Source organism: Faecalispora sporosphaeroides DSM 1294 (assembly GCA_000383295.1).
Taxonomy (GTDB): domain Bacteria; phylum Bacillota; class Clostridia; order Oscillospirales; family Acutalibacteraceae; genus Faecalispora; species Faecalispora sporosphaeroides.
On the sequence record KB911075.1, the window covers coordinates 43,885 to 70,103 of the forward strand.

Sequence of the window (26,219 nt, forward strand, 5' to 3'; positions counted from 1 at the left end):
TGTGAGAACACACGGCAGACAGAAGCATTCGCGGGGAGGGCGCAGCCCTGGCCCTGCGGTGGAATGGAGGAAATGGAATGGACGGCTTTCGGAACTGGACGGTTACCGTAGACGGTCAGCCGCACGAGGTCGGTATTAAATTCGGATTGCTTCGTGCGACGGTGCATGTGGATGGCGAGAAGCGCGTAGCGAAGAGCAAAAATCAGTTTGTGCGGGTGATCGACGAGGATTTGTCTGTGGACGGCAAGGAGATCCGGATCACGGCGCTTGGCAACTCTGTGGACGTGGCGGTGGACGGCGTTTACCTGAGCTCCGGCAGGCCGTATGTGCCCATGTCGCTGATTCCCGTTTGGGCCACGGTAATGGTTCCGGTGCTGATGGCGACGGGCCTTTTGCTGTTTGGCGTTTTGGGCTTTGCGCTGGGCCTTTTGGCCGGGGTGCTTGCGCTGCGCTGGTCGCTCCCGGCTGCGGGCAAAAGCAGGCTGCCCCTGTGCGGCGCCATCTACGCCGTTACGCTTGTGATCCAATTGGTCGGTGGGATTTACGGCAACGGCTGGCTGTGACCGCCGAACGGTTTGAAATTCGGGGCGGATTGTGTTAGAATAGGCTCAATTCTAAATCATACAGAAGGGACAACTCTCTATGAAATATGTAGTTTTGTTGTGCGATGGAATGGCGGACTATCCGGTTGAGGAACTGGGCGGTAAGACCCCCATGCAGGCCGCCCGCAAGCCCTATATGGATTCTTTGGCGAAGAAGTCGCAGGTTGGCCTGGTCAAGACGGTGGCGGATCACCTCAAGCCCGGCAGCGACGTGGCAAACCTGTCGGTTCTGGGGTACGACCCCGCGGTATACTACACCGGCCGCTCCCCGCTGGAGGCAGGCAGCATCGGCATTGATATGAAGCCCACGGATGTTTCGTTCCGCTGCAATCTCGTCACGCTTTCGGACGAGCCCGAATACGCCGACAAGACGATTCTGGATTACTGCGCCGACGATATTTCCACCGAGGAGGCGGAAATCCTGATCAAATATCTGGCGGAGCACTTCGACGGCGAGGAGTTCCGGCTGTACAGCGGCGTCAGCTACCGCCACTGCCTGATCTGGAATAACGGCACTCTGGAGGTTGGCACCCTGACCCCCCCGCACGATATTACCGGCAAGCCGATCCGCGAGTATATTCCCACGCACCCCAACGCGGCCAAACTGTATGATATGATGGTGAAATCGTATGACCTGCTGAAAGATCACCCGGTAAACCGGGCGCGCGTGGCGCGCGGCCAGCGCCCGGCCAACAGCATGTGGCTTTGGGGCGAGGGCGTTCGCGCGCAGCTTTCTCCGTTTGAGGAGAAATACGGCCTGAAGGGCTCGATGATCTCTGCGGTCGATCTGCTCAAGGGGATCGGCAAGTTTTCGGGGATGCACGTGGTGCGCGTGGAAGGCGCCACCGGCTACATCGATACCAACTTCGAGGGCAAGGCGCAGGCGGCGCTGAAAGAGCTGGCAGACGGCCGGGACTTCGTATACATTCATGTGGAGGCTCCCGACGAGTGCGGGCACCGCCACGAGATTGAAAATAAGGTGAAATCCATAGAATACATTGACGGGCGGATTTTGAAGCTGCTGCTCGAGGGCATGGAACAATACGACGATTACAGCATTCTGGTGGTGCCGGATCACCCGACGCCGCTGGCGCTGCGCACCCACACGAACGACCCCGTGCCTTTCCTGATTTACCGAAAAAGCAGGGAATGCCCCGGCGTAGACTGCTTCTCGGAGGAATCCGCGGCCGCGACGGGCCTGCGTGTGAACACGGGCCACCTGTTGATGGAAAAGTTCATCAAGGGCTGATTCCGCCTGCGCGGGATACCCTGCGTAAAAAAAGCGCGGAAGGGAGCTTTCTCTCTCCGCGCATTCCTTCTTTTGGGGCGGCGTTATTCCACGTCGTAGAGAAACGACTGGCCCTGACGGGTGAGCACCTGCACCCGGCTCAAATAGTCCTGCGCTTCGGGCTGGCGGCGCAGCCAGTCGAACACCTCATACTGGTCGCGGAAGTGCATCGGAACCGCGCGGCGGGTATCTGTCGCGCGCATCAGGTAATCCAGCCCTTTCCAGGAGGTTCCCTCCAGCCGCCCGTCCAGCGGGACGAACGCCAGGTCGATCCGTTCCCCCGCAATGAGGTCGATCTGCCCCTTGTAATCCTGTTCCATCTGGCGGCGGTACGCGTCGCTTTCGCCCTCCCAGTCCCAGAAATTCAGGTCGCCGGCATGGTAGATCACGGCGCCCGGTGTGCGGATCAAAAACGCTACGCCCTGGTCGGTAGACAGCAGCGTGCGGATCACCAGGCCGTTCCACTCGTACTGCCGCCCGGCCTGTACCGTTAACACGCAGTCGGGTGAAAGACCATGCGGCGCGGGAACGTCGTCGGAAAGAACATAGCGGATTTCCGGGAGCGCTTTCTGCCAGGTGAAAATACTTCTGTCGAAATGGTCATAGTGCGCGTGAGAGACGAATACCGTTACAGGTAGGCCGAATTCGCGGATCTGCTGAAGATCGAGCCGGCCGGAATCCAGTGAGCCGGCGCCCGGCTCTCCCGCGTACGGGTAGTAATCGAAAATAAAGCAATGGGTTTCCGTCTTTAATACGAACGCGCTGTTATACAAATACCATCCTTGCAGCTTCATGGCGGTTCCTCCTTTGTGTTTTGGGGCGCAGAGCGCCGTCCTGCTTTTGTGCTTTCGCTCACCGGCTTCGCGGTGCGGTTCCTTTTGGGGGAAGGCTTTTGTTTTTTGGCGGCCATTCCAGCAATGTGCGTGCGGGCTCGGCCTGTGTTCTCTGTGCCGGATCAGCAATGCTTTTTTGCTTCAAAATAATTCTTCGTGCAAGGGAAAGAAGCTGTGCTTTCTGCAAATTTCCCTGCGCTGTGTCAGCGGCCGCAAACCCGCCGGGTACACCCGCTTTGCAGCTATTCTACCACAAAAGGGCCGCGGAGAAAACCACTATTTTCCCCATATGGTATTTCTTTCAAATACGTTTGCCTTGACATTCAAAATAAATACTTTTATTATATAGTTAATGTTATTAACAATTTTGCGGAGCGCAGGGTGCCTGTTGCAAAATTATGACTATTCTGTAAAATTATGCGGAGTCAAGCTCATATTAGGGAAATCAATTGATTTTATCGAATGAATCGTGTATTATTGTACTAATTGAGTAATACAAATAAGCGTAAGGTTCGCATTTTTCTATTGGAGGATAACGCCGTGAAAAAAAAGAAAGTAATCATGATTGCCGGTGCTGCGGTGATTGGAATCGCAGCAGCGTTTGCGGTTTTTTCCCAGAAAGGGCCGACGCCTACACCGGTTCAGACAGAGACGCTGGCCGAACAGACGCTGCGCGGCACCGTGGAAGCCAGCGGCAATGTGGAAAGCACCGATACGGTTTATGTGTACGCCGAGGTGTCCGCTCCGATTGAGCGTGTGCCGGTGAAGGTGGGCGACAAAGTCGCCGCCGGGCAGCTGCTGGCGCAGCTGGACGACACCGACATACATAATACCCTGCAGCAAAAGCAGATTGCCCTGCGCACCGGTTCGCAAAGCTCGCAGCAGCGCATTCAGTCGGCGGAGAAGGCCTATCAGGACGCCAAGAACAATCTGGATCAAGGGCTGAACACCCAGATCAACACCGCGAAGGATCAGGTGACAAATACCCAGCGCGCGCTCGCTAAGGCGATTGACGACCGCGACGTCAACCAGGCCCGGGTGGACCAGGAAATGAAAAGCCAGCTGATTTCCGCACAGTCGGCGTTTGATTCGGCAAAGCTGGATTATGAAAATGCGGCAAAAGAATACAATAAGGCAAAAAAGGAATATAAGGACCGTCTCAATGATTTGAAGGATGCGGTCAAAGAGGCCGAGAAATCAGGGGATGAAAATGCTCTGGAAAGGGCAAAACAGAATCTGGATGATTTTGAGGAAGAAGAGGGCTATGAGACGGCCAATGGATTTATCTCTATAAAATCGCTTCGACAAACATACGAGAGGGCAGAGCTTGCCTATAACAATGCACAGAAGACTCTAAACACAGCTAGAATCGACGCGCAGAACGCCGCGACAGACAAGATGAAGAATTATGTAAAAGCGGTTGAGGATGCCCAGCTGGCCTACGACAGCGCCGTGCAGTCGCTCAAGGCTGCGCAGACCGCGGCCAGCCAGTCGCTCGACAGCGCCAGGGACGCCGTTGCCTCGGAAAAGATAGCGGCGAACACCGAGGCCTTGCAGGCAGAGATTAAAACCCTGAACGATAACCTGAAAAAATGCACCATTGCAGCGCCCGCCGCCGGAACAGTTACCGCCGTATATGCGGAGGAAAACGCGACCGCCACCGGCCTGATGTTCACCATTGAGAACACCGAGGGGCTGCAGGTGAAGGTAAAGGTGAAGGAATACGACCTGCCTTCCGTGAAAGAGGGCATGAAGGCTGTGATTACGGCAGATGCCACCGGCGATGTGGAGTACGAGGGCATCGTGCAGAAAATCGCACCGGCCGCCACTGGCTCTGGCAGCGCCGCCGCGGGTGCCGCGGGCGCAGCCGCCGCAGCCACGAACAACAGCAATGTGGAGTTTGAAGCCGATGTTCTGATTCAGACGCCGAACACTCCTCTGCGCATCGGCATGAGCGCCAAGGCAAAGATTATCACGCAGGAGAAGGCGGGCGCTCTGGCGGTGCCATATGACGCGCTGACCACGAACGAAAAAGGCGAAACCATTGTTTACACCCCGAAAAAACAGCCCGATAACACGTACCAGGCGGTGGCGATCCCGGTTAAGACCGGGCTTGAGACCGACTTGTCCATAGAGGTATCCGGCGAGGGTCTCTCGGCGGGAACGCCGGTGATCGCCGACGCAAAAGCAATGTCGCCCGGGATGCTCATTGCGGTGACAAACGGCGCGTCGGCTCTGGCGGATGCGGTGAGCGGCGCTTCGGGGGAGGCGTCGTCATGAGCGGGAAAGCCATCATCGAAATGCGCGACATCATCAAAACGTATTATCTCGGCACGCCCAATGAGCTTGAGATTCTGCACGGCATCAGTCTGAATGTGTACGACGGCGAATTTGTTTCCATCGTGGGGGCGTCCGGCTCGGGCAAATCAACCCTGATGAACCTGATCGGCGCGCTCGACCGCCCTACCTCCGGCGAGTACCTGCTGGACGGCGTTTCGACCCTCAATATGCCGAGCAACCAGCTTTCTGAAATCCGCAACCGCAAGATCGGCTTCGTGTTCCAGACCTTTAATTTGATTCCGCGTTCCACCTCGCTCGGCAACGTGGAGCTGCCGATGCTGTATGCCGGTGTTCCCCACGCAAAGCGGGTGGAGCGGGCGAAGAAGCTTCTGGAGCTGGTGGAGATGTCGGAGCGGGCGCGCCATATGCCGAATGAGCTCTCGGGCGGCCAGAAGCAGCGCGTGGCAATTGCCCGCGCCATGGCGAACGACCCCTCCATCATTCTGGCGGATGAACCCACTGGTGCGCTCGACAGCTCCACCGGCCGCCTGGTGATGGATTTGTTCCACACGCTTCACGAGAAGGAGCATAAAACGATTGTGCTGATCACCCATAACCAGGAGCTGGCCGAGGAAACCGACCGCATCATCACCATCCGCGACGGCTACATTGTCAGCGATGTGGATAACCGCGGAAACGTGCGCCGCCCGGAACAGGAGGCGGCCGTATGAATTTGATGGAAAACGTTCGCCTTGCGGTAGCCGGGCTGCTCGCGAACAAAATGCGCGCCCTGCTCACCATGCTGGGCATCATCATCGGCATCGGCTCTGTAATCGCGATCTCCTCCGTAGGTGCGGCGATGACGAATTCGGTCAGCAGCGCGCTGGAGACCTTTGGTATTACCAATATTCAGGTATATGTTTCTCCCCGGGACAACGACAGAAGCATCTCAATCGATTCGGACGACCTGATGACCGACGATATGATCGAGAAATATCAGGAGCGGTTCAAGGACCGGATCAACGGGATCGGCCTTTCGCGCAGCGTCGGCTCCGGGAAGATCAAATTCCGCGGGGAGACCTATAAGGTAGATGTCACAGGCGTCAACGCGGGCTATGCCGTTACGGGAAACGTCAAAATCAAGAGCGGAAGATTTATTACAGACCGCGACGCGCAGCGGGGCAGCAATTTAGCGGTTATTTCAGAAAAGCTGGCCGCCATTTTGTTCCCCGGCAACCCGAACCCGCTGGGTGAGCAGATTAAGGTGACGCTGGATACCGGCCGCGAAGCCCTTACCATTGTCGGCATTTACGAGGATGCGAGCGTTGACAGCGGAATGATGCAGATGATGGTGGGCGGAGGCGACTCCACCAGCCTATACCTGCCGCTTGCGGCGGCCACACGGATTATGGATGCCGACGACGGGTATTCCTCATTTATGGTCAGCGCCCTCATGGGCTCTAACTATGCCAAGGTTACCGCAGACACGATCAACTTTTTCAACACCTTCTTTGCGAAGAATGAGAAGGTGTTGGTGCGGGCCGTCAGTCTGGATTCCGAACTGACGGAAATGAATAATATCATGAACACCTTGTCGGTGGCAATTGCGGTCATTGCGGGAATTTCACTTCTGGTAGGCGGCATCGGCGTTATGAACATCATGCTGGTGTCCGTTACCGAGCGCACCCGGGAAATCGGAATCCGCAAGGCGCTGGGTGCGAAAGACAGTGCGATCCGGATTCAGTTTATTGTGGAATCGATGATCATTTGTGTGATCGGCGGCGCGCTGGGAATTGTAACCGGCGGCGCGCTGGGGTACCTGGGAGGCTTGCTGATCAGCCAGCCGGTGGTGCCGACGCCCACCTCCGTTGCGGTGGCGGTCGGCTTCTCCATGGCGATCGGCCTGTTCTTCGGGTATTACCCCGCCAACAAGGCCGCAAAGCTCGACCCAATCGAGGCGCTGCGCTACGAATAACAGCAAGATTTGATCAGAGAGCCCTTTGGGGCAGAAAAAATCCTCTCCTGTTTCGGGAGAGGATTTTTGTTGTGGGTGAATCCGCGCACGGGCGGTGTGCGCGGCAATCGCGTTCTTACAGACAGCGGCGCGGCGGACCGGGACCACATACTCTGGGGAGAGGCCTGCGGTTTTGAAAAAACAGATCAATCATTGGGAATTCAGACTGAAGTTCTGGTTTTTACAGAACCCGGCCCGCGTTGCCTTGCCTGTAAGGCAACAAAAAAGCACCGGTTACGGATGATTCCCCTGGCAAGGGGGGTACTCCCATAACACAGCGCCACTATATAAGTGCAATACAAAACCCGAACGGGAAACCCAGATTTTCGGGCCCCCTCTGTACAAAAGGGGAAAAATGGGTTATAATTGTGCTTGCAAATCGCAGCGAAAGCTGTTGTTATGGAGGGTGGTTCTCCGTAGCAGGGGGCGGGGTGGTTTCGGCACCCCGTTCCTGCTTTGCACTTAATTGTACCTTACAGAAAGAGAATACCATTTTATGGGGAGAATTGCAAGAAAAATTATATAAATGCGAAAAATGATCACATATGATCCCGTAAGGAATCAAAGCGTCGGATTTCTTGGAAATCCGACGCTTTTTGCTGCCTTTATGCTTTCATTTTGTTTTTTGTATTTTGAAGAAAGAATTTTATTTTTTTCTTTGAGGTCATACTGCGGGGTTCTGTTGGCGCAGAGCCCGCCCCCATTTTTTTGTTTACTGGGAGGAAAACTTTTCTGTGCAGCTTTGCCACGGGGGAAATTCTTTTTTTCGTCAGTTCGCCCTTCAGGGTGGTGCGGGCTTTGTTTTCTTTATTTGTTGAACGGAAAGCTTTCTGGTGCGGCTTTGCCGCGGAGGAAATTCTTTTTTTCGTCAGTTCGCCCCTCAGGCCGGGGCGGGCCCTTCCTTTCTTGGCGAAAAGAAAGGAAGCAAAGATTCGCCAAGGGGGAGAGTTTCGATTCTCTCCCCCTTGGAACTCCCTCCCAACGACCAAAGGCTCTGCCTTTGGAAACCGGGAGAGGCTCCCGCTCTGGTTCTGTTTCACACAGGCACGGCCTGCGTGTGAAGCGAGTGCGTAAGGGAAGCTTTAACACCCAAAAGGGAGTGCCCGCCCCGGCATGAGGGGCAAGCCCGCACAAGCGGAATCCCACGCGGGGGCACCCGCTGAAAACCTGCACTTTCATACGAAAAATAAAAAGCGAGTGCCGCCCCAAGGCTTAAATTCCATGCCGAAAAATTTTGCGTATAAGGAAACAGCGCTCAACCAAAATAGATGCATCAGGACAAAAGTATTTCTGCTTGGCAAAAGATGGATTTTATGCCGGGCGCCCGGAGAAGGGAATCGAGCCCCGGCCTTTGATTTTCTTGACAGGGATATGCAAAAGCATTACAATGAAAACACATTGACCCGGTGGGGAGAAAGGGAGAAATTAATGCGTGAAGTGACTCGAAAATCAGCAATTCCGGTATATGCGGCGGCAGTGCCGTGGCTTTTGGGAGCGCTGGTTCTTCCGTTTTATCAGGCGTGGCATTTTGTGCTGGCCGCGGTCATTTCCGCAGCGGCTTATGTCGTGATGAGCCGCGTCTTCCCGGCGAAAACGATTTTGGTGCCGGAGGAGGAACGCCCCGCAAATACGGGCGACGCCGATGCGGATGCATTGATCAACGACGGCCGGACGCAGCTCAAACGCCTGCGCGCGCTCGACGAAGAGATTGCCGATCCCGGTGTCAGCGCGCATATCGTGCGCATCTGTGACATCTGCGGAAAGATTTTTGCGTATCTGGAGAAGAATACAAGCAAAGCGACAAAGCTTCGCCTGTTTTTCAACTATTATCTACCCACCACCGTTAAGCTGCTCGAAAGCTATGAGCGGATGGCGTCGCAGGACATTTCCGGCGAAAATATCGAATCCGCCATGCGCGGGGTGGAAGGGATCCTCTCGAGCATCGAAGAGGCGTTTGAAAAGCAGCTCGACCACCTGTTTGCCGATGAAGCGCTCGATATTTCCACAGATATTACCGTTTTGGAGAATATGATGGCCCGCGAGGGATTGACGAAGGACCAATTTGACAAGGACAGCAAATGAATCGAAGGAAAGGGTGTTTAAAACATGGAGCATCAGGAGTTTGTCCCCGACTTGACACTGGAGCCGACCGCAGTTACCGTACAGGAGGATCTGCAGGAGGAGCAGACGACCGCTTCCACAGCGCTGGATAAAAGCCAGCTGACGCCCGAGGAGCAGAAGCTGGTAAGCGCTTTTGCGCAGAAGATCGATCTGACGGATACGAATCAGGTTCTTCAGTACGGCGCCGGCGCGCAAAAGAAAATCGCCGATTTTTCGGGCTCCGCCCTTGCCAATGTCCGCACCAAAGACATGGGGGAGGTCGGCGGCATGCTCACCGATCTGGTTACGGAGCTGAAAGGGCTGGAAATTAAGCCCGAAGAGAAAAAGGGATTCTTTGGCTTTTTGAAAAAGACGAATAATCAGATCTCCGCGCTGAAAACAAAATATGACAAGGTGGAGCTCAACGTGGATAAGATCACGACCACGCTGGAAAACCACCAGATTCAGCTCATGAAGGACATTGCCATGCTGGATAAAATGTATGAGCAGAACCTCAACTATTTTAAAGAGGTTTCGATGTATATTTTGGCCGGTAAAGAAAAACTCGAGAGCGTAAAGCAGAACGAGCTGCGCCTGGCGCGCGAAAAAGCACAGCTTACCGGGCTGCCTGAGGATGCCCAGGCCGCAAATGATCTGGCGAACCAGTGCAATCGCTTTGAGAAGAAGCTGCACGATCTGGAGCTGACCCGCATGATTTCGATTCAGATGGGCCCGCAGGTGCGCCTGATCCAGAACAACGACAGCCTGATGGCCGAAAAAATTCAGTCGTCGCTCGTGAATACGATTCCGTTGTGGAAGAGCCAGATGGTGCTGGCGCTCGGCCTTGCGCATTCCCAGCAGGCGCTGGAGGCACAGCGCAGTGTGACCGACATGACGAACCAGATGCTCCGGAAGAACGCCGAAATGCTCAAAATGGGTACGATTGAGACCGCGAAGGAATCCGAGCGCGGCATTGTGGATATTGAAACGCTTCAGCAGACGAACCAGGCGCTCATCTCCACACTGGAGGAGGTGCGCCGCATTCAGTCTGAGGGCGCGCAGAAGCGCCGTGCGGCCGAGGCCGAGCTGGGCCGCATTGAAGGGGAGCTCAAACAGAAGCTGCTGGAGCTGAGGGACTGACGGGTCGCTCGTAAATTCAAGGCAGTTTTCTATTTTGATACTAACAGGCTGTGGCTGCGTGAAACTTCACGGGATCCATCCGGTGCATGTGCTCTTTGGAGCGTTCCGCGGCACTGTCTTGTCTGGGCCTGTTTTGTCAGATTATTTGGCATGTTTAGGAAGGAATTAACGAACTCAAAACAGGAGGAAACCATGGAGTGGCTTAAAAACCGGCGAACCGCGTGGGTTGTTTTGATTGCTGTTGTTGTGCTGTCGGTTCTGTTCGGCTCGGTGCGGTCGGTGTCGGGCCTGCGCCAGCAGGCGGAGCAGACCTTCTCGCAGGGAACGCGCGGCGACGGACTGGGAATTTCACATTACCTGGAATCAAAGGTCTCTCTTTCGGGAAACCTGATTACGGTGGCAGGGCGGTATCTGGACGCGAACGACGCGCGTGTTACCGCGCTGCGGGAGGCGGCGGATGCATTGGCGGGGGCCCGCACGCCGCCCGCCAAATACAAGGCCAACCTGAGCCTGGATTCTGCGTTCCAGTCTGTGCACGACGCGCTGGAGGGGCAGTATCTGTCGCAGAAAGACGCGGAGTACCGTACTCGCCTGCTGGCGGATTTTAAGTCCCGCAACGCGTCCATCAGCTACAACGGCTATAACGGTCTGGCGCAGAATTTTAACGATAAGGTGCTCAGCTCTACTCCCGGCGGCGCGCTGGCGTCCGCGTTGGGAGTAAAGCCTCTTGAGCTGTATGCCATAACAGGAGGAGACTAATGAAAAAGCGCGTCAGTGTGCTTTTGGTTTTGACCGTGCTTCTGTCTGTTCTGTTCGCTCTGCCCGCTTCGGCGGAAGTGAACATTCCGAAGCCGACCGAACAGTTTTATGTCAATGATTTTGCCGGCGTGCTCAGTGATGAAACCAAGAACGGCATCATGTCCGCCAATGTCAGTCTGTACGAAAAGACCGGCGGGCAGATCGTGGTGACCACGGTGGACTTTCTGGACAACGCGGATATTTCCGATTACGGCTATGCCATGTTCAATCAGTGGAAGATCGGCTCCAAGGAGAAAAACAACGGTATTTTGCTGCTGCTGGCCATTGGCGACGACAATTACCGTGTGATTCCAGGCTACGGGATTGAGGATGAACTCTCCGCAGGCGAGCTCAAGCAGATGCTGAATGAATATTTGGAGCCGGATTTTGCCGCCAAGGATTACGACGCGGGCGTGCAGAAAATATTTACCGCGCTGGTAAACTGGTATGAAAGCCGTTACGGCGTTTCCATCTCCAGCACCTCCGGAGCGCTGCCGGCCCCAAAAGCGGAATATCAGGGCGGCGGCGGAGTCAATGAATACGAGGGCCATCGCTCCGGCGGCGGTTCGAGGATATTCGGCTCCGTCTTTATGCTGATCGTCCTGTTTGTCATTTTCAGCTCCGTTTTTTCCCGCAGGCGCCGGTACGGCGGGTATCCCCCGTATGGCGGGCGGGGTTATTCCGGCGGCGGGTATTCCCGCGGCGGCTCGTGGTTCTGGCCGTTTTTCCTGGGCAACCTGTGGGGCTCCAGCCGGCGCGGCGTGCCGCCCTGGGACGATAACCGCGACCATCATCATCACGACGATCATGACGATCACGATAACCACGGCGGGTGGTTCGGCGGCGGAGGCGGAGGCTTCGGCGGTTTCGGAGGCGGCGGAGGCTTTGGCGGAGGCGGCGGTTTCAGCGGCGGAGGCGGCGGAAGCAGCGGCGGCGGAGCAGGCCGTTTTTAAGAATCCGCTTTTTCCCCAAAAACAGACCTTTTTTTCATGCAAAGTGATCTATAGTTAGAGTACGGTTGCCGCAGTATGCGGGTATTTACAATAAAATCGGTGATTAACAAACAGAAAATGCTTTTTCAGGGCTTTTGTACCATAGACAAGAATGTTTTTACGATCCGACAGACTTTGAAACACTCTTTAATCATGAGGTATTCAGCATGAAAGCGAATTTCTCAACACCTGCTCAGGATTACTACGAGATTGTAAAACGTCAGACACAATTGCTGGGAGATCACGATCTTTACACCGTCTGCCATTCTCATCGGGTAGCCCGCATCAGTTATTTTGTCGCACATCATCTGGGGCTTTCCTCCGAAGCGTGCAGACGCGTGTATTTGGCCGCCAACGCGCACGATATTGGTAAAATCGGCGTTCCCGATGCGATTCTTCAAAAGACCGGGAGCCTGACGACGAGGGAGTGGGCCATCATGAAGCAGCATCCTGCGCTTGGCGCGGGGATGCTGATGCAGTCTGCCTCCGCGGAGGAGATTGCCTACATTGTGTGGTGCCACCATGAGCGCTATGATGGGACAGGCTACCCCAACGGGCTCTGCGGCGATCAGATTCCGCTGGAGGCGCGGATTATTGCGGTGTGCGATTCCTTCGACGCGATGAAGAGCAAGCGCACTTACCGGGATTCTCTGCCCGACCAGACGTGCCGAAAGGAAATTGAGAAAAACGTCGGGGTCATGTACGACCCGGCAATCGCGGAATTGGTGTTGAGAAATTGGCGAACCGTACAAAAGCTGCAAAATACAAAAGAATAACAGTCGGTTTTGGCAGGCGCCGGAGTTCGGGTGCCTGCCATATTTTGGAACGGACGGTGGGCATCCGCAACGTGACCCGCGTTTTGTGAACCGGCTGTCGGGCGCTTACGCCGCGGGAAGGGCAGAGCGCCGAAACGGTTCGGGGCGCAAAAAAAACTCTCCGCAGAACAAGGCGGAGAGTTTTCCCTTTTTGTTTCATATTATAAACCGGGGCGTCAATTTATTCCCCGTCGGCGTCCGCCGCCTGATGGCGGCTCCAGTATTCGCGCAGCTTCTGAAAGCTCTCGGCGCTGATCGCATGCTCCAGGCGGCAGGCGTCCTCTTTGGCCACGGTCTCCTGTACGCCGAGTCTCATCAACAACTCCGACAACAGGGTATGCCTTTCGTAGATTCGTTCCGCAATCTCCCGGCCGCTTTCCGTCAGCTCAATGTACCCGTTGTCGTCCATCGTGATCAGGCCGTTTTCCCGGAACTGCTTCATCGCATGGCTCACGCTGGGTCTGGAAAAATTCATCTCGTTGGCAATATCGATCGACCGAACTTCTCCTCTGCGGTTTTTGAGCACCAAAATCGTCTCCAGGTAATTTTCCGCGGATTCCTGTATTTTCACGCAAACTCCCCCTTTCGGAATTGTTATTTTATCCCACAGGCGCACCGCGCCGCTGTGGCATATGGTTCAATTGAGAGTATAACAGCGGTTTGCGCTATTATACCATAATCCTGCACTTTTTACAACGCTCCAAAAAGCAGGATTTTGGTGAGTTTTTTCTGAAAAAAACTAGGGCAGACAGTTGACACGTTTCGTTAGCTATGATAAACTAAATACGCAAAAGGTTAGTATGCGCTAACTTTTTTCCATTCATCATAAAATCGATGACGGCAAAATACAATTTGCCTGGGAGGGATTCCTATGCCGCTGACAATGGCGAAGGCCGGAGAAAGAAACAGAATTAAAAAGGTTACCGGCAAAGATGAGGTTCGCCGCTTTCTCGCTTCTTTGGGGTTTGTGGAGGGCGAAAGCGTTACGGTGGTCAGTGAGATCGCCGGCAATATGATTCTGAATATCAAGGACACCCGTGTCGCTCTGGACAAATCTATGGCGAACCGGATCATGATATGAATATAAGGAAAGAGGTTGAGGCTTGATGAAGACGTTGAAGGAGGTTCAGATCGGGGATACCGTTACCGTGGTAAAACTCCATGGAACCGGCGCCGTAAAACGCAGGATTATGGACATGGGCATTACCAAAGGAGCCCAGGTGTTCGTGCGTAAAGTTGCCCCGCTGGGGGATCCGATTGAAGTGAAGGTTCGGGATTACGAACTGAGCCTGCGCAAAGCGGACGCGGAATTGATTGAAGTAGACTGACCGAATGCTCGGCGGGGCTTTCAGGCAGCACGTTGTTAGTCAAGACTTCCGCAGGAAAACGAGGAGGAACGAAACATGTCTATAAAATTAGCGCTTGCGGGCAACCCGAACTGTGGTAAAACCACTCTGTTCAACGAGTTGACCGGATCATCACAGTATGTGGGCAACTGGCCCGGGGTTACGGTTGAGAAAAAGGAAGGAAAGCTCAAAGGACATAAGGACGTGATCGTCACTGACCTGCCGGGTATTTATTCCCTTTCTCCCTATACGCTGGAGGAAGTGGTTACCCGGAATTACTTAATCCATGAAAACCCGGACGTCATCGTCAATCTGGTGGACGCCTCCAATCTGGAGCGTAACCTGTACCTGACCACCCAGCTGGTGGAAATGGGCCTGCCGGTGGTTTTGGCCTTGAACATGATGGATATTGTCCGCAAGAACGGCGACACCATCGATTCCAAAAAGATTGGGGAAGCGTTCGGCTGCCCCGTGGTGGAAATCTCCGCCTTGAAGGCCGAAGGCACGCAGGAGCTGATCTCCGCGGCTCTCAGCGCGGCACAGCTGAAGCCCCACGCAATCGCCGCCACCTTCAGTGATAAGGTGGAAGCGGCTCTGCAGCAGATTACGCAGCAACTGCCCGGCGCGCTGAGAAACCGGCACCAGCGCTGGATGGCCATCAAGCTGTTTGAACGCGACGAGAAGATGCTGGCAGAGGCCGATCTTTCCGATGCGACACGCGCGAATCTTGAGGCGATCATCACCAAGTGTGAGACCGAGCTTGATGACGATACCGAATCGATTATTACCAATGAACGGTATGAATATATTGCCAAGGTGATTCATAAGAGCTACAAGAAGAAGGTTGCCGGGCTGACCCCTTCGGATAAAATTGACCGCATTGTGACAAACCGCATTCTGGCTTTGCCGATTTTTGCGTTGATCATGTGGTTTGTGTACTATGTTTCCATTTCCACCGTCGGCACTGGAATGACCAACTGGGTGAACGATGTTTTGTTCGGTGAGATCGTTCCGCCTGCTGTGGAGGGCTTCCTTGTTTCCGTCGGTACCGCCGACTGGCTGATCTCTCTGATCATGGACGGCATCATCGCCGGTGTGGGCGCCGTTCTCGGCTTCCTGCCCCAGATGCTGACCATGTTCCTGTTCCTGGCCATTTTGGAGGATTGCGGCTACATGGCGCGCATCGCGTTTATTATGGACCGTATTTTCCGCCGCTTTGGCCTGTCGGGCAAATCCTTTATCCCGATTCTGATCGGTACCGGCTGCGGCGTTCCCGGCATCATGGCTTCGCGTACCATTGAGAACGACCATGACCGCAAGCTGACCGTCATCACTACAACGTTTATTCCGTGCAGCGCAAAGCTGCCGATCATTGCCCTGATTGCGGGCGCCATGTTCCCCGATTCCACCTGGGTTGGGCCTTCGGCTTACTTTTTGGGGATCGGCGCGATCATCGTTTCGGGTATCATCCTGAAAAAGACCAGAGTGTTTGCCGGCGACCCAGCTCCCTTTGTTATGGAGCTTCCCGCTTACCACGTGCCGGGAGCCAAGGGCGTTCTCATTCACATGTGGGATCGCGGCAAGGCCTTCATCAAAAAGGCTGGTACGATCATCCTGCTCGCAACGGTTCTGGTGTGGTTCCTCAGCTCCTTTGGCTGGAACATGCAGATGGTCGACGTGGAAGATTCCATGCTGGCGACTCTCGGCAATTTCATTGCCCCGCTGTTTGCCCCGCTTGGCTTTGACAACTGGAAGTTTGCCGTCGCAACCATTACCGGTTTGATCGCAAAAGAAAACGTGGTCGGTACCTTCGGCATCCTGTTCGGCTTTGCCGAGGTCGCTGAGGACGGCGCGGAAGTATGGAGCAGCCTGCAGGCTGCCGTTAGCCCCCTGGGCGCTTATGCGTTCCTCACCTTCAACCTGCTGTGCGCCCCTTGCTTTGCCGCAATCGGTGCGGCCCGTGCTGAGCTTGGTTCCGCAAAATGGACTTGGTTCTCTGTTGGCTACCAGACCCTGTTCGCCTATATTATCGCTTTGATCATTTACCAGACCGGCAGCCTGATTAACGGCGGCGGCTTTGGATTCTGGACCGCGGTGGCGTTTGTGCTGGTTGCCGCACTGATTTATTTCCTGGTACGCAAACCGGCCGACATAAATTCTGCGGGCAAACGTTTAAACAGAAAGGTGTCTGCGTAAACTATGGCTACTGTTATTATTTCCATCATTGTTTTCGGCGGGATCGCTTTTGCCGCGTATCAGACCTACCGCACCCGTAAATCCGGCGGATGCAGCGGTTGCAGCGGCAGCTGCGGATGCTGCAGCCCGGAAGAGGAGCAGGCGCATCACCACAAGTGAGGCGCGGCACTTCTGAAAGTGGCTTTATCATAACTCCATTTCGATTCGGCAATAGAGTTAGCTTTGCTAACTCTATTGTTTGAACCGCAAGTTAGATGCAACTAACTTGCGGAATACATAAGCCCGTTTATCTGAGTTTTCAAAAAAGAAAGGATGGTAAGAAAGTATGAGCGTTGTCATTATTGGAGGCCATGACCGCATGGTCTGTACCTACAAAGACATATGTAAGCAGTTCAACTGCAAAGCTAAGGTATTTACGCAGCAGCCCGCAAATTTGAAAACGCAAATTGGCTGCCCCGATCTTCTGGTCCTTTTTACCAGCACGGTGTCGCACCAAATGGTGTATAGCGCGCTCCAGATGACGAAAAATACCGGAACGGCGGTCGTGCGTTCCCACAGCAGCAGCTCCTGCGCACTGAAAAACATTCTGGCAGAGCATTGCTGCTGACCGAAAGCTCCCGGGCGCCGAATCCTGTTGACGAAGGGTATGGTCGGATCATGCTGGAACGTTATTTGGTGGAATATTGCGCATCCACACTGGCCGGGCTGAAAACGGCGAGCCTTTTCAGTTATACCGGCAAAGAGAAAGAGTTGGTACGAAACGATCTTTCTGATTGGAACCGAATGTTAAACCCACGCGGCGTTTACCTGGAATTGCTGCACAGCAATTCTGCACGCGCATTGATTTATGTTTATCGCGCTTCTGCTTTAACAGCGGATCTCAGCCGCCCGGAGGCGATTCGCTTTTTGAATGAATACGGGTACCCTATGGGCAGCTTGTCGGACTGCCTGCATTACCTGAGGCAGCGGATTGCGCTGACTCAATCCTTCCCCCATGAAATCGGGCTGTTCTTAGGCTACCCGATTGAGGACGTGGCGGAATTTATCCGAAATCAGGGCCGCAACTGCAAATACTGCGGCATCTGGAAAGTATATCACAATGAAAACGAAGCAAAACGTCTCTTTGCTAAAATTGATAAATGCAGGGAAATTTATACCAAGCTGTTTTGCGGCGGTAGGTCGGTGCTTCAGCTGACCATCGCTGCTTAATGATAATGCGGGTTCGAGGCCAAAGAGGACGCGTGGCTGATTCCTCCGTTTCCGGCGGGGGAGGCAGCCGCCACACGCGCCGCTTTGATCGAGGGCCGGTATAATTTGAAGAAACTGGAAAGGCAGTGAAAGATTATGGCAAAATTGGCAGTAGTCTATTGGAGCGGCACAGGAAATACGGAAGCGATGGCAAACCTGGTGGCGGATGGCGCCCGGGAAGCCGGAGCGGATGTTTCGGTTTATACTTCCGCGGAATTTACTCCCGAGCTGGCCGATGAGTTTGAGCGCATCGCGTTCGGGTGCCCCTCTATGGGTTCGGAGCAGCTGGAAGAAAGCGAGTTCGAGCCCATGCTGGATTCCGTGAAAGAAAAGCTTTCCTCCAAGAAAGTGGCCCTGTTCGGCTCTTACGGCTGGGGCGACGGCGAGTGGATGAGAACCTGGGACAGCGACCTGCAGGGCGCCGGCGTACCGGTGATCGGCACGGTGATCGCGAACGAAGCTCCCGATGATGAGGCGGCTGAAAACTGCAAGAATTTGGGCAAGGCGCTCGCGAACGCGTGACGGTTTCCCCACAGACATAGTTTTCTCCTGGCAGAAAGGGAAAGACCGGGTAGAGAAATCGATAGAGGCCGCCACAAAATGACTCTGTCATTTTGTGGCGGCCTCTGCTTTTCAGGCGGATCTATTCTCATCCCAACAAAATATCTGCAATCAAAGTGTTGGAAACCAGAAACCCCTTCGGCGTAAAGCGGATGCTTTCTTCATCGCATACCACAAAGCCCTGCTCCACATAGCGGAGGGCTCTTTCCAAATATTCTTTGGGAAAGGGCCTGCCAAAGCGGCTCCGGTAGTCGTTTTGCCGCAGGCCGCCGCGCAGGCGCAGCCGCAGCATGGCGTATTCCTCCGGCGAGCCGCCGTCGCCCTCGCAGATGTTGCGCGGCTCCCGCAGGAAGGCCTCCAGATCACCGGGGCAGTAGTAGCGCCGGCCGTCGATGAATGAATGCGCAGCCGGCCCCGCCCCGTAATATTCCTCAGCGTTCCAGTATTTCAGATTATGGCGGCTCTCATAGCCGGGAACAGCGAAGTTCGACACCTCATACTGCCGGAACCCGGCCTGCTCCAGCTCGCGGCAGGCCAGGAGATACAGCTCTGCGGATTCGTCCTCATCCGGCAGAATCATATCGTCCCGGCGGTCGTAATACACCGTTCCCCGCTCAATTTTAAGCAGGTAGGAGGAAATATGCTGCACACCGCAATCGGCGCAAAAGGCGATCGACCGCCGAAGGCTTTCACCGGTCTGCCGCTGTACCGCCAGCATCAAATCGAGGGAAATGTTGTCGAACCCGGCCTGCTGTGCTTCCCGCACCGCCTGCCGCACCTGCCCGGTGGAGTGGCGGCGCCCCAAAAGGCGCAGCTCCTCCTCATCGGCGGACTGCAGGCCCATCGAAAGGCGGTTGACCCCGGCTTTGCGCAGGGTTTCAAAAAAGCCCGGTTCGTATTCGCCGGGATTGACCTCCACCGTAATCTCCGCCCCGCTGAGGCCCCAATTTTGCCGCACGGCGTCAAGCAGCCCGGCAATGCGGGCCGCGCCCAGAACAGAGGGGGTTCCGCCGCCGAAATACACGGTGTCTGCCGCGCGGTTCAGCCGTGCGGCCGCGGCGTGCAGCAGGCGCTTCATCTGCCCGGTGTAAGCGTCTTTCTCCTCTTCCCTGCCCCGAATCGAGTAAAAATCGCAGTAGGGGCATTTCGCTTTGCAGAATGGTACATGCAGGTACAAACCTATAGGTGTGCGGCTCATAATCCCTCCGTTCAAACGGTTCGTCTATTCGTCCAGCTTTAAAACGCTCATGAATGCGTCCTGCGGTACCTCTACGGTGCCGAGCTGGCGCATGCGCTTTTTTCCTTCCTTTTGCTTTTCCAGCAGCTTTTTCTTTCGCGTGATGTCGCCGCCATAGCACTTGGCCAGAACGTCCTTGCGCATGGCGCGTACGGTTTCGCGCGCGATAATGCGGCCGCCGATGCACGCCTGAATCGGTACCTCGAAAAGCTGGCGCGGAATTTTCTCCGCCAGCTTTTCCGTCATTTTGCGTGCGCGTGGATATGCCTTATCCGCGTGGATGATAAATGACAGCGCGTCCACCATTTCGCCGTTGAGCAGAATATCGAGCTTGACGAGGTTCGATTTTACGTAGCCGGTCAGCTCGTAGTCAAACGAAGCGTAGCCCCGGGTGCGGCTTTTCAGCGCGTCAAAAAAGTCATAAATAATCTCGTTGAGCGGCAGGGTGTAATGAATGTCCACGCGGTCGGTATCCAGATATTTCATGTCCTGAAACACGCCGCGCCGCTCCTGGCAAAGCTCCATGATATTTCCCACATATTCCGACGGCGAGTAGATGTGCGCGTTTGTCATCGGCTCCTCCGCCACGGAGATCAGCGTCGGGTCGGGGTAGTTGGTGGGGTTGTCCACATAGACCACCTCGCCGTCCGTTTTGGTGATGCGGTACACAACGCTGGGCGCGGTCGTGACAAGGTCGAGGTCGTACTCGCGCTCCAGACGCTCCTGAATGATCTCCATGTGCAGCAGGCCCAAAAAGCCGCAGCGGAAGCCGAAGCCCAGCGCGACAGAGGTTTCCGGCTCAAAGGAGAGCGCCGCGTCGTTAAGCTGCAGGCGCTCGAGCGCCTCGCGCAGGTCGGAATAATGCGCGCCGTCCGCCGGGTACACGCCGCAGAACACCATTGGCTGCGCCGCGCGGTAGCCGGGGAGCGGCTGCTTGGCCGGGCGGGCGGCCAGCGTGACGGTGTCGCCCACGCGCGCATCCTTAACCGCCTTGATCGAAGCGGAGATATACCCCACCTCCCCCGCGTACAGGCTTTCGGTCGGCTCCATGCCGGTCGCGCGCAGGTAGCCCACCTCCACCACGGTGAACTCACTGCCGGAGGCCATCATGCGAATCTGGTCGCCGGCGCGTACCGTACCGTGCTTGACGCGGACATAGACGATGACGCCGCGGTATGAATCGTAATAGGAGTCGAAAATCAACGCCTGAAGCGGCGCCGATTCGTCGCCCTCCGGCGGCGGAATGTCCTTCACGACGCGTTCCATCACCTGGTCGATGTTCAGGCCGGCCTTGGCCGAAACGCAGGGGGCGTCCTCCGCCGGCAGGCCGATCACATCCTCAATTTCCGCCTTCACCCGCTCCGGGTCGGCGCTGGGCAGATCGATCTTGTTGATCACCGGCACAATCTCGAGCCCGGCGTCGAGCGCCAGGTACGTGTTGGCCAGCGTCTGCGCCTCAATTCCCTGCGAGGCGTCCACCACCAGCAGCGCGCCCTCGCAGGCCGCCAAAGACCGCGATACCTCATAGTTGAAGTCCACGTGGCCGGGGGTGTCGATCAGATTGAAAATATAATCCTGCTCGTCCTGGGCATGGTATACCAGCGTGACCGCGTGCGCCTTGATCGTGATGCCGCGTTCCCGTTCCAGATCCATGTTATCCAGAAGTTGATTTTCCATATCCCGCAGTGCAACCGCCTTTGTCTGCTCTAAAATGCGGTCGGCCAAGGTGCTTTTTCCATGGTCAATATGGGCGATAATACTGAAATTTCTGATTCTGTTTCTTGGAATCGACATGCTGTCACCTGATTCTCCCAACTGCTCAAAATAATACATGTAAAATCTTTGAATGGATTGTTGATGTAATATAATATTATACCACAAATTCTGCGGCTTGAAAAGAAAAATGTAGTTCCGCCGCGGCCGCCGGCTGGGAAAAAGCGGTCGGAAAACTGGGAAAAGAGGTATAGATTTGAGGTGTTTGCCCATAATAAACACCGAATACGTATTGCGCAGGAAAAGATCGGAGATGATTTGATTTGTGGAACCCGTTCCGCCCCAAACAAGAGGAAAAGCAGAAACGAATTGACGAGGCGCTGAGCCGGAGCACGGAGCGATCCAAAGCGACCGGCCAAAGCCAGGAGGAAGTCCTCTCCCCCTCTATGGAAGAAAACTGCCGACGCTTTGAAGAGCTGTTTCGGGACAACGACACCATTATCTGCCGCAAAATACAAAACGCCTGTTACCCGTGGCTGGAGTACCGCCTGTATTACAGCGACGGGATGGTCAATACATCTCTTCTGCACGACGGCGTGCTGCGGCCGCTGGTAGAGTCGAACGAGAAGCCGGGGCGCGATCTGGCCGAAAGCCTGTCGAAGCAGATTCTTACCGCCAGCGATGTTCAGATCAGTGAGAAATGGAAGGACGTGTGTGACGGCGTCACCTATGGCGACGCGATTCTGTTTTTGCCGCACTCCTCCCGGGCGCTGATTCTGTCCGCCAAAAATTTTCAGCTGCGCGGAGTGGATGAGCCGGAAAATGAAAGAATTCTTTCAGGCCCTCGCGAGGGCTTTAACGAAAGTCTGCTCAATAATCTGACCCTGATCCGACGTCGGCTGCGCACGCACGATTTAAAGCTCAAGTTTCGCACCTTTGGCCGCCGTACGCAGACAAAGGCCTGCGTCTGCTATCTGGACAGTCTCGTCAACAAGAACATATTGAAGCTGCTGGAAGACAGGCTGAACAATATCGATATCGACGGCGTGCTGGACACGAACTACCTTTCCGAATTGACGCGTGATTCTGCTCTTTCGCCGTTTCGCAGTACCGGCTATACCGAGCGGCCCGACGTGGTGGCTGCAAAGCTTCTGGAGGGGCGGATCGCGATTTTCCTTGACGGGACCCCGGTTGTTTTGACAGTGCCTTATTTGTTTATCGAAAATTTTCAAAGCAGCGAGGATTATTACCTCAACTTTTTCTACACCTCTTTTTCGCGTATGCTTCGCATCCTCGGATTTTTCATGACCATTACCGTACCGGGCTTTTATATCGCAATTGTGGCGTTTCACCATGAGATGCTGCCTACCCCATTGCTGATCAATATTGCCAGCGAGCGCACAGGTGTACCCTTACCGGCCGCTGCTGAGGCGTTTATTATGCTGATCGTCTTTGACATTCTGCGCGAAACCGGCGTGCGCATGCCCTCCAACGTCGGTCAGGCGCTGAGCATCGTGGGCGCTCTGGTCATCGGTCAGGCGGCGGTGGAGGCCCGGTTGGTGGCCGCCCCGATGATCATCATTGTCGGTATCACCGGCATCACCGCACTGCTGGTGCCCAGAATGAGCGCGCCGATCATCTTTGTGCGGATCTTCATTCTCATCGGCGCTTCCGTCTTTGGGCTGTTTGGGATGATGCTGACGCTTTGCACCCTGTTTATTCACATGCTGAATCTGGATTCCTTCGGGGTTTCTCAGCTGACCCCCAGTGGGAAGCTGCAGTTTCAGCAGATAAAAGATATGGCGATCCGCGCGCCATGGTGGAAGATGATTCAGCTCCCGAAAAGAACGGCGTGGAGCACCATACGCCAGAAGACGCCCCCGAGGAGAAAAGAATGAAGCGGTGTTTGTGCGCCCTGCTTGCCGCCTGCCTGATGCTGCCTTTGGCAGGCTGCTGGAACTACCGGGGCCTGAACGAAATGACGATCGTGGCCGGAATGGCGATTGATGAAGCCGACGACGGACAGTACCTGATGACGTTTGAGGTGATGGATTTGTCGCAGCCCACCAAAACGGAAGGGCCAAACTCCAACCTGGTATTTGCAAAGGGCGGCTCCATACTCGAAGCGATCCGCAACGCCAAACGCCAGCTAGCCAGCAAGCTGTATTTCGGCAACATGCAAATCATGGTGATCAGCCACCAGGTTGCCGAAAGGGAGGGGCTGGACGCCGTGCTGGATTTTGCGCTGCGCGACTCGGAAATGCGCGAAACAATGGAGCTGGTTGTTTCGCGGGAGGAAACGGCCCGGGCCATATTGAGCAATGACGAAAAAATCAGCGGCGCTGTTTCCTACGACATCAGCCGGATCATCCGGGAGGACGCCAAAGTGACGGGTTCTGTCTTCAGCGCACAGTTTTACCGCATTTATGATGATTCCAGAACGCCGGGGATAAATGTGGTTCTGCCTGTGTTCTACCTGGCGCCGGAACCGGATTCGGACAAAAAACATGTGGAAGCCTATGGATGCGCTGTTTTTAAGGGCAGTTTGCTCGCGGGCTTTTTTTCTGCGGAAGAAACCAAATATCTGCTGATGGTCAACGGCCTTCTCACCGGCGGCGTTCTGACTTTTTATGTGCCGGAGATTACCAAGAACAACATTACGCTGGAAATCAAAAAAGTCGACTCCTCCATGTCTTATGAAAACAATGATGGAAAAATTGCCATGAAGCTGAGCGTTAAAATCAACGCCTATTTCGCGGAGTTCCCGCACAATAAAAATGAAGGCAATCACCCGGTGCTTGATCAGGTAGAGAGATCTGCGGAAAATTTGGTTCGGGAAGAGCTTCAAAGTGTCATTAAAAAGCTGCAGACGCAGTATCAGTCGGATGCTCTGGGAATGGGCCGCCTGATATACCGCACAAATCTGCCGCTTTGGAGGCAGATCAGTGGCCGGTGGAACGAAATGTACCAGACTCTTCCCGTGGATGTGACGGTAAAGATTCACCTTGCAAATACCGCGATGGTGCGCGAGTCGTAGGAGGGGTTGCTTTGATTTATGTCATACTGGTCGTTTTATTTGCGGGCATCCTCTGCATTGATTATATCCCGAGGCGCCAGGTGATGACCCGACCGCTGCGCCTGTGGTACCTGGGCGTGTGCCTGTTTTGCTTTGCGGTGTTGATGCTGGATCAAGTGGGTGTCCCCTTCCCCAGAATCGGGACGGTTTTAATATGGATGATTCAAAAAATATTCGGCGTTTGAAAAGGGAGGGAACCCGACATGAAAACGATTCACGACAATCCTGTTTCCTCACGGGAAATGGTTCGGATGATTATTTTATTTGTTTTTGGCAGCAGTGTGGTAATGGGGGTGAATCCCCGTACCATGCAGGACGCCTGGATCTGTTTGCTGATCGCGGCCGCGATCAGCGTACCGGTTTTTTTCATATACGCCAGAATCATGCACCTGATGGACGGAAAAGATTTTTTCACATGTGTTCTCGACTGGTTCGGAGGAATCCCCGGCCGGATCGTGATTGCCCTGCTCGTATGGTATTATCTGTATCTGGCCGCGGTAGTCGTGCGGAATTTTTCGGAATTCATGGAGATCGTGGCCATGCCGGAAACCCCGCAGATTCCGATGATGATTTCCTTTTTGCTGGTCAGCGCTTATCTTTGCAAGAGCAGGATTCAGGTGATCAGCCAATGGTCCATTGTTGGTCTGTGCATTACTGTGGGTATCATGATCATCACCGTTCTGTCTACGGTTGCGAGTATGCGGCCGCAGAATCTGCTGCCAATTTTGGAGCATTCCCCTCCGGTAATGATGAAAAGCTCCTTCGAGATTTTTGCTTTCCCTTTTGCGGAATGTGTGGTGTTTCTTCCCCTGATCAGCGCAGCAAAGCATGGGAGCCCCTATAAGGTATTTTTCAAAGGGCTTTTTTACTCGACTCTGGTGCTTATGGTCATCATTCTCCGCAATGTCCTCACACTTGGCCCACAGCTGATGGAGGCGGAGTATTTCCCGTCTTATTCCTGTGCAAGAATCATGGAGATCGGCAGCTTTCTGTCGCGGATTGAGGGGACGATTTCCATTAACTTTATCGTGTCGGGGCTGACAAAAACCAGCTTATGCCTGTATTCCGGGGCTTTGGGGTTGGCAAAGCTCCTGAATGTTCCCAATAAACTCGACCTGATCATAATGCCGATCTTCCTGTTTGTTCTCATGCTCTGTGCCCTCTCTTACACCGACGCGGTGCAGATGTTCAACTTTCTTGATTTTTACCCATTTTACGCCCTGCCGTTCCAGGTAATCGTCCCCGTTGTCATCTGGCTGGTCGGCGAATGGAAAGCCCACAGCAAAAAAACCTCTTCGGTGCAGACCGCATCTCAACCCTCCTGAATCACCGCCGCTTTCAAAGATAAACGCCGCAGACTTTGCGGGCAAGGTTCCATGGGCCTTTTTGTGTGCGCAGAGAATGCGGAAACGCATAACAAAGAGGAGACTTTCTGCCGCTGCGGGCGGTTTGTTTTTGCAACAACTTTCTAAAATCTTCATACTATACTAAAGGGTGCCATTCTTTTACGAGAGACCTATTATATAGATAGGAGATTTGCATATGTCATTAGACAGAAGATCCTCATTTGGGGTGGGGGATTCGTTTTCCCCCGGCATGAAGATTTACAGCAGTAACTGCGGCAACAGTGGCTGCCCGCCTTGTCCGCCGCCTTGTCCGCCGCCGGGCCCGTCGCCGTATCCGCCCTGCCCGCCGCCGTGCCCACCCTGCCCGCCCTGCCCGCCGCCATATCCGATTCCGGGCCCCACTGGTCCCACAGGGCCTGCCGGCCCCGCAGGCACAACCGGCCCGACCGGCCCGACTGGTGCTCCCGGCCCCGCAGGCCCGCAGGGAGTGCAAGGCCCCGTAGGCCCCGTAGGCCCACAGGGAGTGGTAGGCCCCGCAGGCCCGCAGGGAGTACAAGGCCCCGTAGGCCCGACCGGCCCGACCGGCGCAACGGGAGCGGCAGGCGCAGTAGGCCCGACCGGCCCGACCGGCGCA

At 55.0% G+C, this 26,219-nt stretch carries 27 protein-coding genes; 21 read left to right on the forward strand and 6 right to left on the reverse strand.

The annotated features are described in order from the left end of the window. Positions 1-77: 77 nt before the first annotated feature. Complete coding sequence (locus G340_RS0114375) at positions 78-563, forward strand: hypothetical protein (RefSeq protein WP_020074344.1); 486 nt, start codon at positions 78-80, stop codon at positions 561-563. A 79-nt stretch (positions 564-642) separates the two neighbouring features. Next, positions 643-1,851 (forward strand): cofactor-independent phosphoglycerate mutase, encoded by a 1,209-nt coding sequence (locus G340_RS0114380; RefSeq protein WP_020074345.1) that lies wholly within the window; start codon positions 643-645, stop codon positions 1,849-1,851. An 83-nt stretch (positions 1,852-1,934) separates the two neighbouring features. Here the strand turns inward: G340_RS0114380 and G340_RS0114385 are convergent, their stop codons facing one another. Next, a complete protein-coding gene (locus G340_RS0114385) occupies positions 1,935-2,684 on the reverse strand; it encodes an MBL fold metallo-hydrolase (RefSeq protein WP_020074346.1) in 750 nt (249 codons plus the stop codon). A gap of 579 nt (positions 2,685-3,263) precedes the next feature. Here G340_RS0114385 and G340_RS0114395 point away from each other — a divergent pair. From G340_RS0114395 to G340_RS0114405, 3 genes are read left to right on the forward strand one after another with little or no spacing between them, the layout of a single operon-like run. Continuing rightward, entirely contained in the window at positions 3,264-5,003 is a 1,740-nt protein-coding gene (locus tag G340_RS0114395; protein ID WP_020074348.1) for an efflux RND transporter periplasmic adaptor subunit, read from the forward strand. After that, positions 5,000-5,734, forward strand: coding sequence for an ABC transporter ATP-binding protein (locus G340_RS0114400; RefSeq protein ID WP_020074349.1), 735 nt, complete (start codon positions 5,000-5,002; stop codon positions 5,732-5,734). The genes G340_RS0114395 and G340_RS0114400 overlap by 4 nt, the downstream gene beginning before the upstream one ends. After that, entirely contained in the window at positions 5,731-6,978 is a 1,248-nt protein-coding gene (locus G340_RS0114405; protein WP_020074350.1) for an ABC transporter permease, read from the forward strand. The genes G340_RS0114400 and G340_RS0114405 overlap by 4 nt, the downstream gene beginning before the upstream one ends. Before the next feature lie 644 nt (positions 6,979-7,622). Here the strand turns inward: G340_RS0114405 and G340_RS0114410 are convergent. Further along, entirely contained in the window at positions 7,623-8,057 is a 435-nt protein-coding gene (locus tag G340_RS0114410; protein ID WP_154653233.1) for a hypothetical protein, read from the reverse strand. A gap of 397 nt (positions 8,058-8,454) precedes the next feature. On the opposite strand from G340_RS0114410, the gene G340_RS0114415 reads away from it, so the two are divergent. The 5 genes from G340_RS0114415 to G340_RS0114435 all read left to right on the forward strand — a co-directional run bounded on the left by G340_RS0114415 (position 8,455) and on the right by G340_RS0114435 (position 12,823). Next, complete coding sequence (locus G340_RS0114415) at positions 8,455-9,099, forward strand: 5-bromo-4-chloroindolyl phosphate hydrolysis family protein (protein WP_177309675.1); 645 nt, start codon at positions 8,455-8,457, stop codon at positions 9,097-9,099. Positions 9,100-9,123: 24 nt separating this feature from the next. Continuing rightward, on the forward strand, positions 9,124-10,257 hold the full coding sequence (locus G340_RS0114420) for a toxic anion resistance protein (protein ID WP_020074353.1): 1,134 nt from the start codon (positions 9,124-9,126) through the stop codon (positions 10,255-10,257). A 192-nt stretch (positions 10,258-10,449) separates the two neighbouring features. Further along, positions 10,450-11,016, forward strand: coding sequence for a hypothetical protein (locus tag G340_RS0114425; protein ID WP_020074354.1), 567 nt, complete (start codon positions 10,450-10,452; stop codon positions 11,014-11,016). Further along, a complete protein-coding gene (locus G340_RS0114430; RefSeq protein ID WP_020074355.1) occupies positions 11,016-12,008 on the forward strand; it encodes a TPM domain-containing protein in 993 nt (330 codons plus the stop codon). The genes G340_RS0114425 and G340_RS0114430 overlap by 1 nt, the downstream gene beginning before the upstream one ends. A gap of 206 nt (positions 12,009-12,214) precedes the next feature. Further along, on the forward strand, positions 12,215-12,823 hold the full coding sequence (locus G340_RS0114435; protein WP_020074356.1) for an HD-GYP domain-containing protein: 609 nt from the start codon (positions 12,215-12,217) through the stop codon (positions 12,821-12,823). 220 nt (positions 12,824-13,043) lie between these two features. Here G340_RS0114435 and G340_RS0114440 read toward each other — a convergent pair whose 3' ends face one another. Beyond that, entirely contained in the window at positions 13,044-13,433 is a 390-nt protein-coding gene (locus tag G340_RS0114440) for a metal-dependent transcriptional regulator (protein WP_020074357.1), read from the reverse strand. A gap of 300 nt (positions 13,434-13,733) precedes the next feature. Here G340_RS0114440 and G340_RS0114445 point away from each other — a divergent pair, with 300 nt between their 5' ends. From G340_RS0114445 to G340_RS0114475, 7 genes are all read left to right on the forward strand, one after another. Then, positions 13,734-13,943 carry a FeoA family protein gene (locus G340_RS0114445; RefSeq protein ID WP_020074358.1) on the forward strand — a complete coding sequence of 70 codons (210 nt, stop codon included), beginning with the start codon at positions 13,734-13,736 and terminating at the stop codon, positions 13,941-13,943. Between the two features lie 25 nt (positions 13,944-13,968). Next, positions 13,969-14,190, forward strand: a complete 222-nt coding sequence (locus G340_RS0114450; protein ID WP_020074359.1) for a FeoA family protein — start codon at positions 13,969-13,971, stop codon at positions 14,188-14,190. A gap of 75 nt (positions 14,191-14,265) precedes the next feature. Continuing rightward, positions 14,266-16,404, forward strand: a complete 2,139-nt coding sequence (gene feoB / locus G340_RS0114455) for a ferrous iron transport protein B (protein WP_020074360.1) — start codon at positions 14,266-14,268, stop codon at positions 16,402-16,404. A 3-nt stretch (positions 16,405-16,407) separates the two neighbouring features. After that, positions 16,408-16,563, forward strand: coding sequence for a FeoB-associated Cys-rich membrane protein (locus G340_RS0114460; protein WP_020074361.1), 156 nt, complete (start codon positions 16,408-16,410; stop codon positions 16,561-16,563). Positions 16,564-16,729: 166 nt separating this feature from the next. Then, positions 16,730-17,011, forward strand: a complete 282-nt coding sequence (locus G340_RS0114465) for a DUF2325 domain-containing protein (RefSeq protein ID WP_020074362.1) — start codon at positions 16,730-16,732, stop codon at positions 17,009-17,011. Continuing rightward, a complete protein-coding gene (locus G340_RS0114470; RefSeq protein WP_326522418.1) occupies positions 17,002-17,613 on the forward strand; it encodes a DUF3793 family protein in 612 nt (203 codons plus the stop codon). Before G340_RS0114465 ends, G340_RS0114470 begins: the two co-directional genes overlap by 10 nt. A 135-nt stretch (positions 17,614-17,748) precedes the next feature. Next, complete coding sequence (locus tag G340_RS0114475) at positions 17,749-18,174, forward strand: flavodoxin (RefSeq protein ID WP_027104022.1); 426 nt, start codon at positions 17,749-17,751, stop codon at positions 18,172-18,174. A 127-nt stretch (positions 18,175-18,301) separates the two neighbouring features. Here G340_RS0114475 and hemW read toward each other — a convergent pair whose 3' ends face one another. After that, positions 18,302-19,411: a radical SAM family heme chaperone HemW gene (gene hemW / locus G340_RS0114480; protein ID WP_027104023.1), complete on the reverse strand. Its 1,110-nt coding sequence runs from the start codon at positions 19,409-19,411 to the stop codon at positions 18,302-18,304. A 24-nt stretch (positions 19,412-19,435) separates the two neighbouring features. Beyond that, positions 19,436-21,244, reverse strand: coding sequence for a translation elongation factor 4 (gene lepA, locus G340_RS0114485; protein WP_020074366.1), 1,809 nt, complete (start codon positions 21,242-21,244; stop codon positions 19,436-19,438). A 242-nt stretch (positions 21,245-21,486) separates the two neighbouring features. Between lepA and G340_RS0114490 the strand changes: the two genes are divergently transcribed. The 4 genes from G340_RS0114490 to G340_RS0114505 are packed head-to-tail and all read left to right on the forward strand — an operon-like array spanning position 21,487 to position 25,564. Next, positions 21,487-23,061, forward strand: coding sequence for a spore germination protein (locus G340_RS0114490; RefSeq protein WP_020074367.1), 1,575 nt, complete (start codon positions 21,487-21,489; stop codon positions 23,059-23,061). After that, positions 23,058-24,200 (forward strand): Ger(x)C family spore germination protein, encoded by a 1,143-nt coding sequence (locus G340_RS0114495; RefSeq protein WP_020074368.1) that lies wholly within the window; start codon positions 23,058-23,060, stop codon positions 24,198-24,200. The genes G340_RS0114490 and G340_RS0114495 overlap by 4 nt, the downstream gene beginning before the upstream one ends. A gap of 11 nt (positions 24,201-24,211) precedes the next feature. Further along, a complete protein-coding gene (locus G340_RS0114500; protein WP_020074369.1) occupies positions 24,212-24,424 on the forward strand; it encodes a hypothetical protein in 213 nt (70 codons plus the stop codon). An 18-nt stretch (positions 24,425-24,442) separates the two neighbouring features. Continuing rightward, complete coding sequence (locus G340_RS0114505) at positions 24,443-25,564, forward strand: GerAB/ArcD/ProY family transporter (RefSeq protein ID WP_020074370.1); 1,122 nt, start codon at positions 24,443-24,445, stop codon at positions 25,562-25,564. A gap of 279 nt (positions 25,565-25,843) precedes the next feature. On the opposite strand, the gene G340_RS18515 is transcribed toward G340_RS0114505, so the two are convergent. Continuing rightward, entirely contained in the window at positions 25,844-25,996 is a 153-nt protein-coding gene (locus tag G340_RS18515) for a hypothetical protein (protein WP_326522419.1), read from the reverse strand. Positions 25,997-26,219 lie beyond the last annotated feature (223 nt).

What these genes read in the sequence shown, in the direction of transcription:
- G340_RS0114460 (WP_020074361.1), top strand. Translation starts at nt 16,408, where the DNA reads ATGGCTACTGTTATTATTTCCATCATTGTTTTCGGCGGGATCGCTTTT.
- G340_RS0114375 (WP_020074344.1), top strand. Translation starts at nt 78, where the DNA reads ATGGACGGCTTTCGGAACTGGACGGTTACCGTAGACGGTCAGCCGCAC.
- lepA (WP_020074366.1), bottom strand. Translation starts at nt 21,244, where the DNA reads ATGTCGATTCCAAGAAACAGAATCAGAAATTTCAGTATTATCGCCCAT.
- hemW (WP_027104023.1), bottom strand. Translation starts at nt 19,411, where the DNA reads ATGAGCCGCACACCTATAGGTTTGTACCTGCATGTACCATTCTGCAAA.
- G340_RS0114475 (WP_027104022.1), top strand. Translation starts at nt 17,749, where the DNA reads ATGGCAAAATTGGCAGTAGTCTATTGGAGCGGCACAGGAAATACGGAA.
- G340_RS0114450 (WP_020074359.1), top strand. Translation starts at nt 13,969, where the DNA reads ATGAAGACGTTGAAGGAGGTTCAGATCGGGGATACCGTTACCGTGGTA.
- G340_RS0114505 (WP_020074370.1), top strand. Translation starts at nt 24,443, where the DNA reads ATGAAAACGATTCACGACAATCCTGTTTCCTCACGGGAAATGGTTCGG.
- G340_RS0114400 (WP_020074349.1), top strand. Translation starts at nt 5,000, where the DNA reads ATGAGCGGGAAAGCCATCATCGAAATGCGCGACATCATCAAAACGTAT.
- G340_RS0114430 (WP_020074355.1), top strand. Translation starts at nt 11,016, where the DNA reads ATGAAAAAGCGCGTCAGTGTGCTTTTGGTTTTGACCGTGCTTCTGTCT.
- G340_RS0114425 (WP_020074354.1), top strand. Translation starts at nt 10,450, where the DNA reads ATGGAGTGGCTTAAAAACCGGCGAACCGCGTGGGTTGTTTTGATTGCT.
- G340_RS0114405 (WP_020074350.1), top strand. Translation starts at nt 5,731, where the DNA reads ATGAATTTGATGGAAAACGTTCGCCTTGCGGTAGCCGGGCTGCTCGCG.
- G340_RS0114495 (WP_020074368.1), top strand. Translation starts at nt 23,058, where the DNA reads ATGAAGCGGTGTTTGTGCGCCCTGCTTGCCGCCTGCCTGATGCTGCCT.
- G340_RS0114435 (WP_020074356.1), top strand. Translation starts at nt 12,215, where the DNA reads ATGAAAGCGAATTTCTCAACACCTGCTCAGGATTACTACGAGATTGTA.
- feoB (WP_020074360.1), top strand. Translation starts at nt 14,266, where the DNA reads ATGTCTATAAAATTAGCGCTTGCGGGCAACCCGAACTGTGGTAAAACC.
- G340_RS0114465 (WP_020074362.1), top strand. Translation starts at nt 16,730, where the DNA reads ATGAGCGTTGTCATTATTGGAGGCCATGACCGCATGGTCTGTACCTAC.
- G340_RS0114420 (WP_020074353.1), top strand. Translation starts at nt 9,124, where the DNA reads ATGGAGCATCAGGAGTTTGTCCCCGACTTGACACTGGAGCCGACCGCA.
- G340_RS0114385 (WP_020074346.1), bottom strand. Translation starts at nt 2,684, where the DNA reads ATGAAGCTGCAAGGATGGTATTTGTATAACAGCGCGTTCGTATTAAAG.
- G340_RS0114380 (WP_020074345.1), top strand. Translation starts at nt 643, where the DNA reads ATGAAATATGTAGTTTTGTTGTGCGATGGAATGGCGGACTATCCGGTT.
- G340_RS0114445 (WP_020074358.1), top strand. Translation starts at nt 13,734, where the DNA reads ATGCCGCTGACAATGGCGAAGGCCGGAGAAAGAAACAGAATTAAAAAG.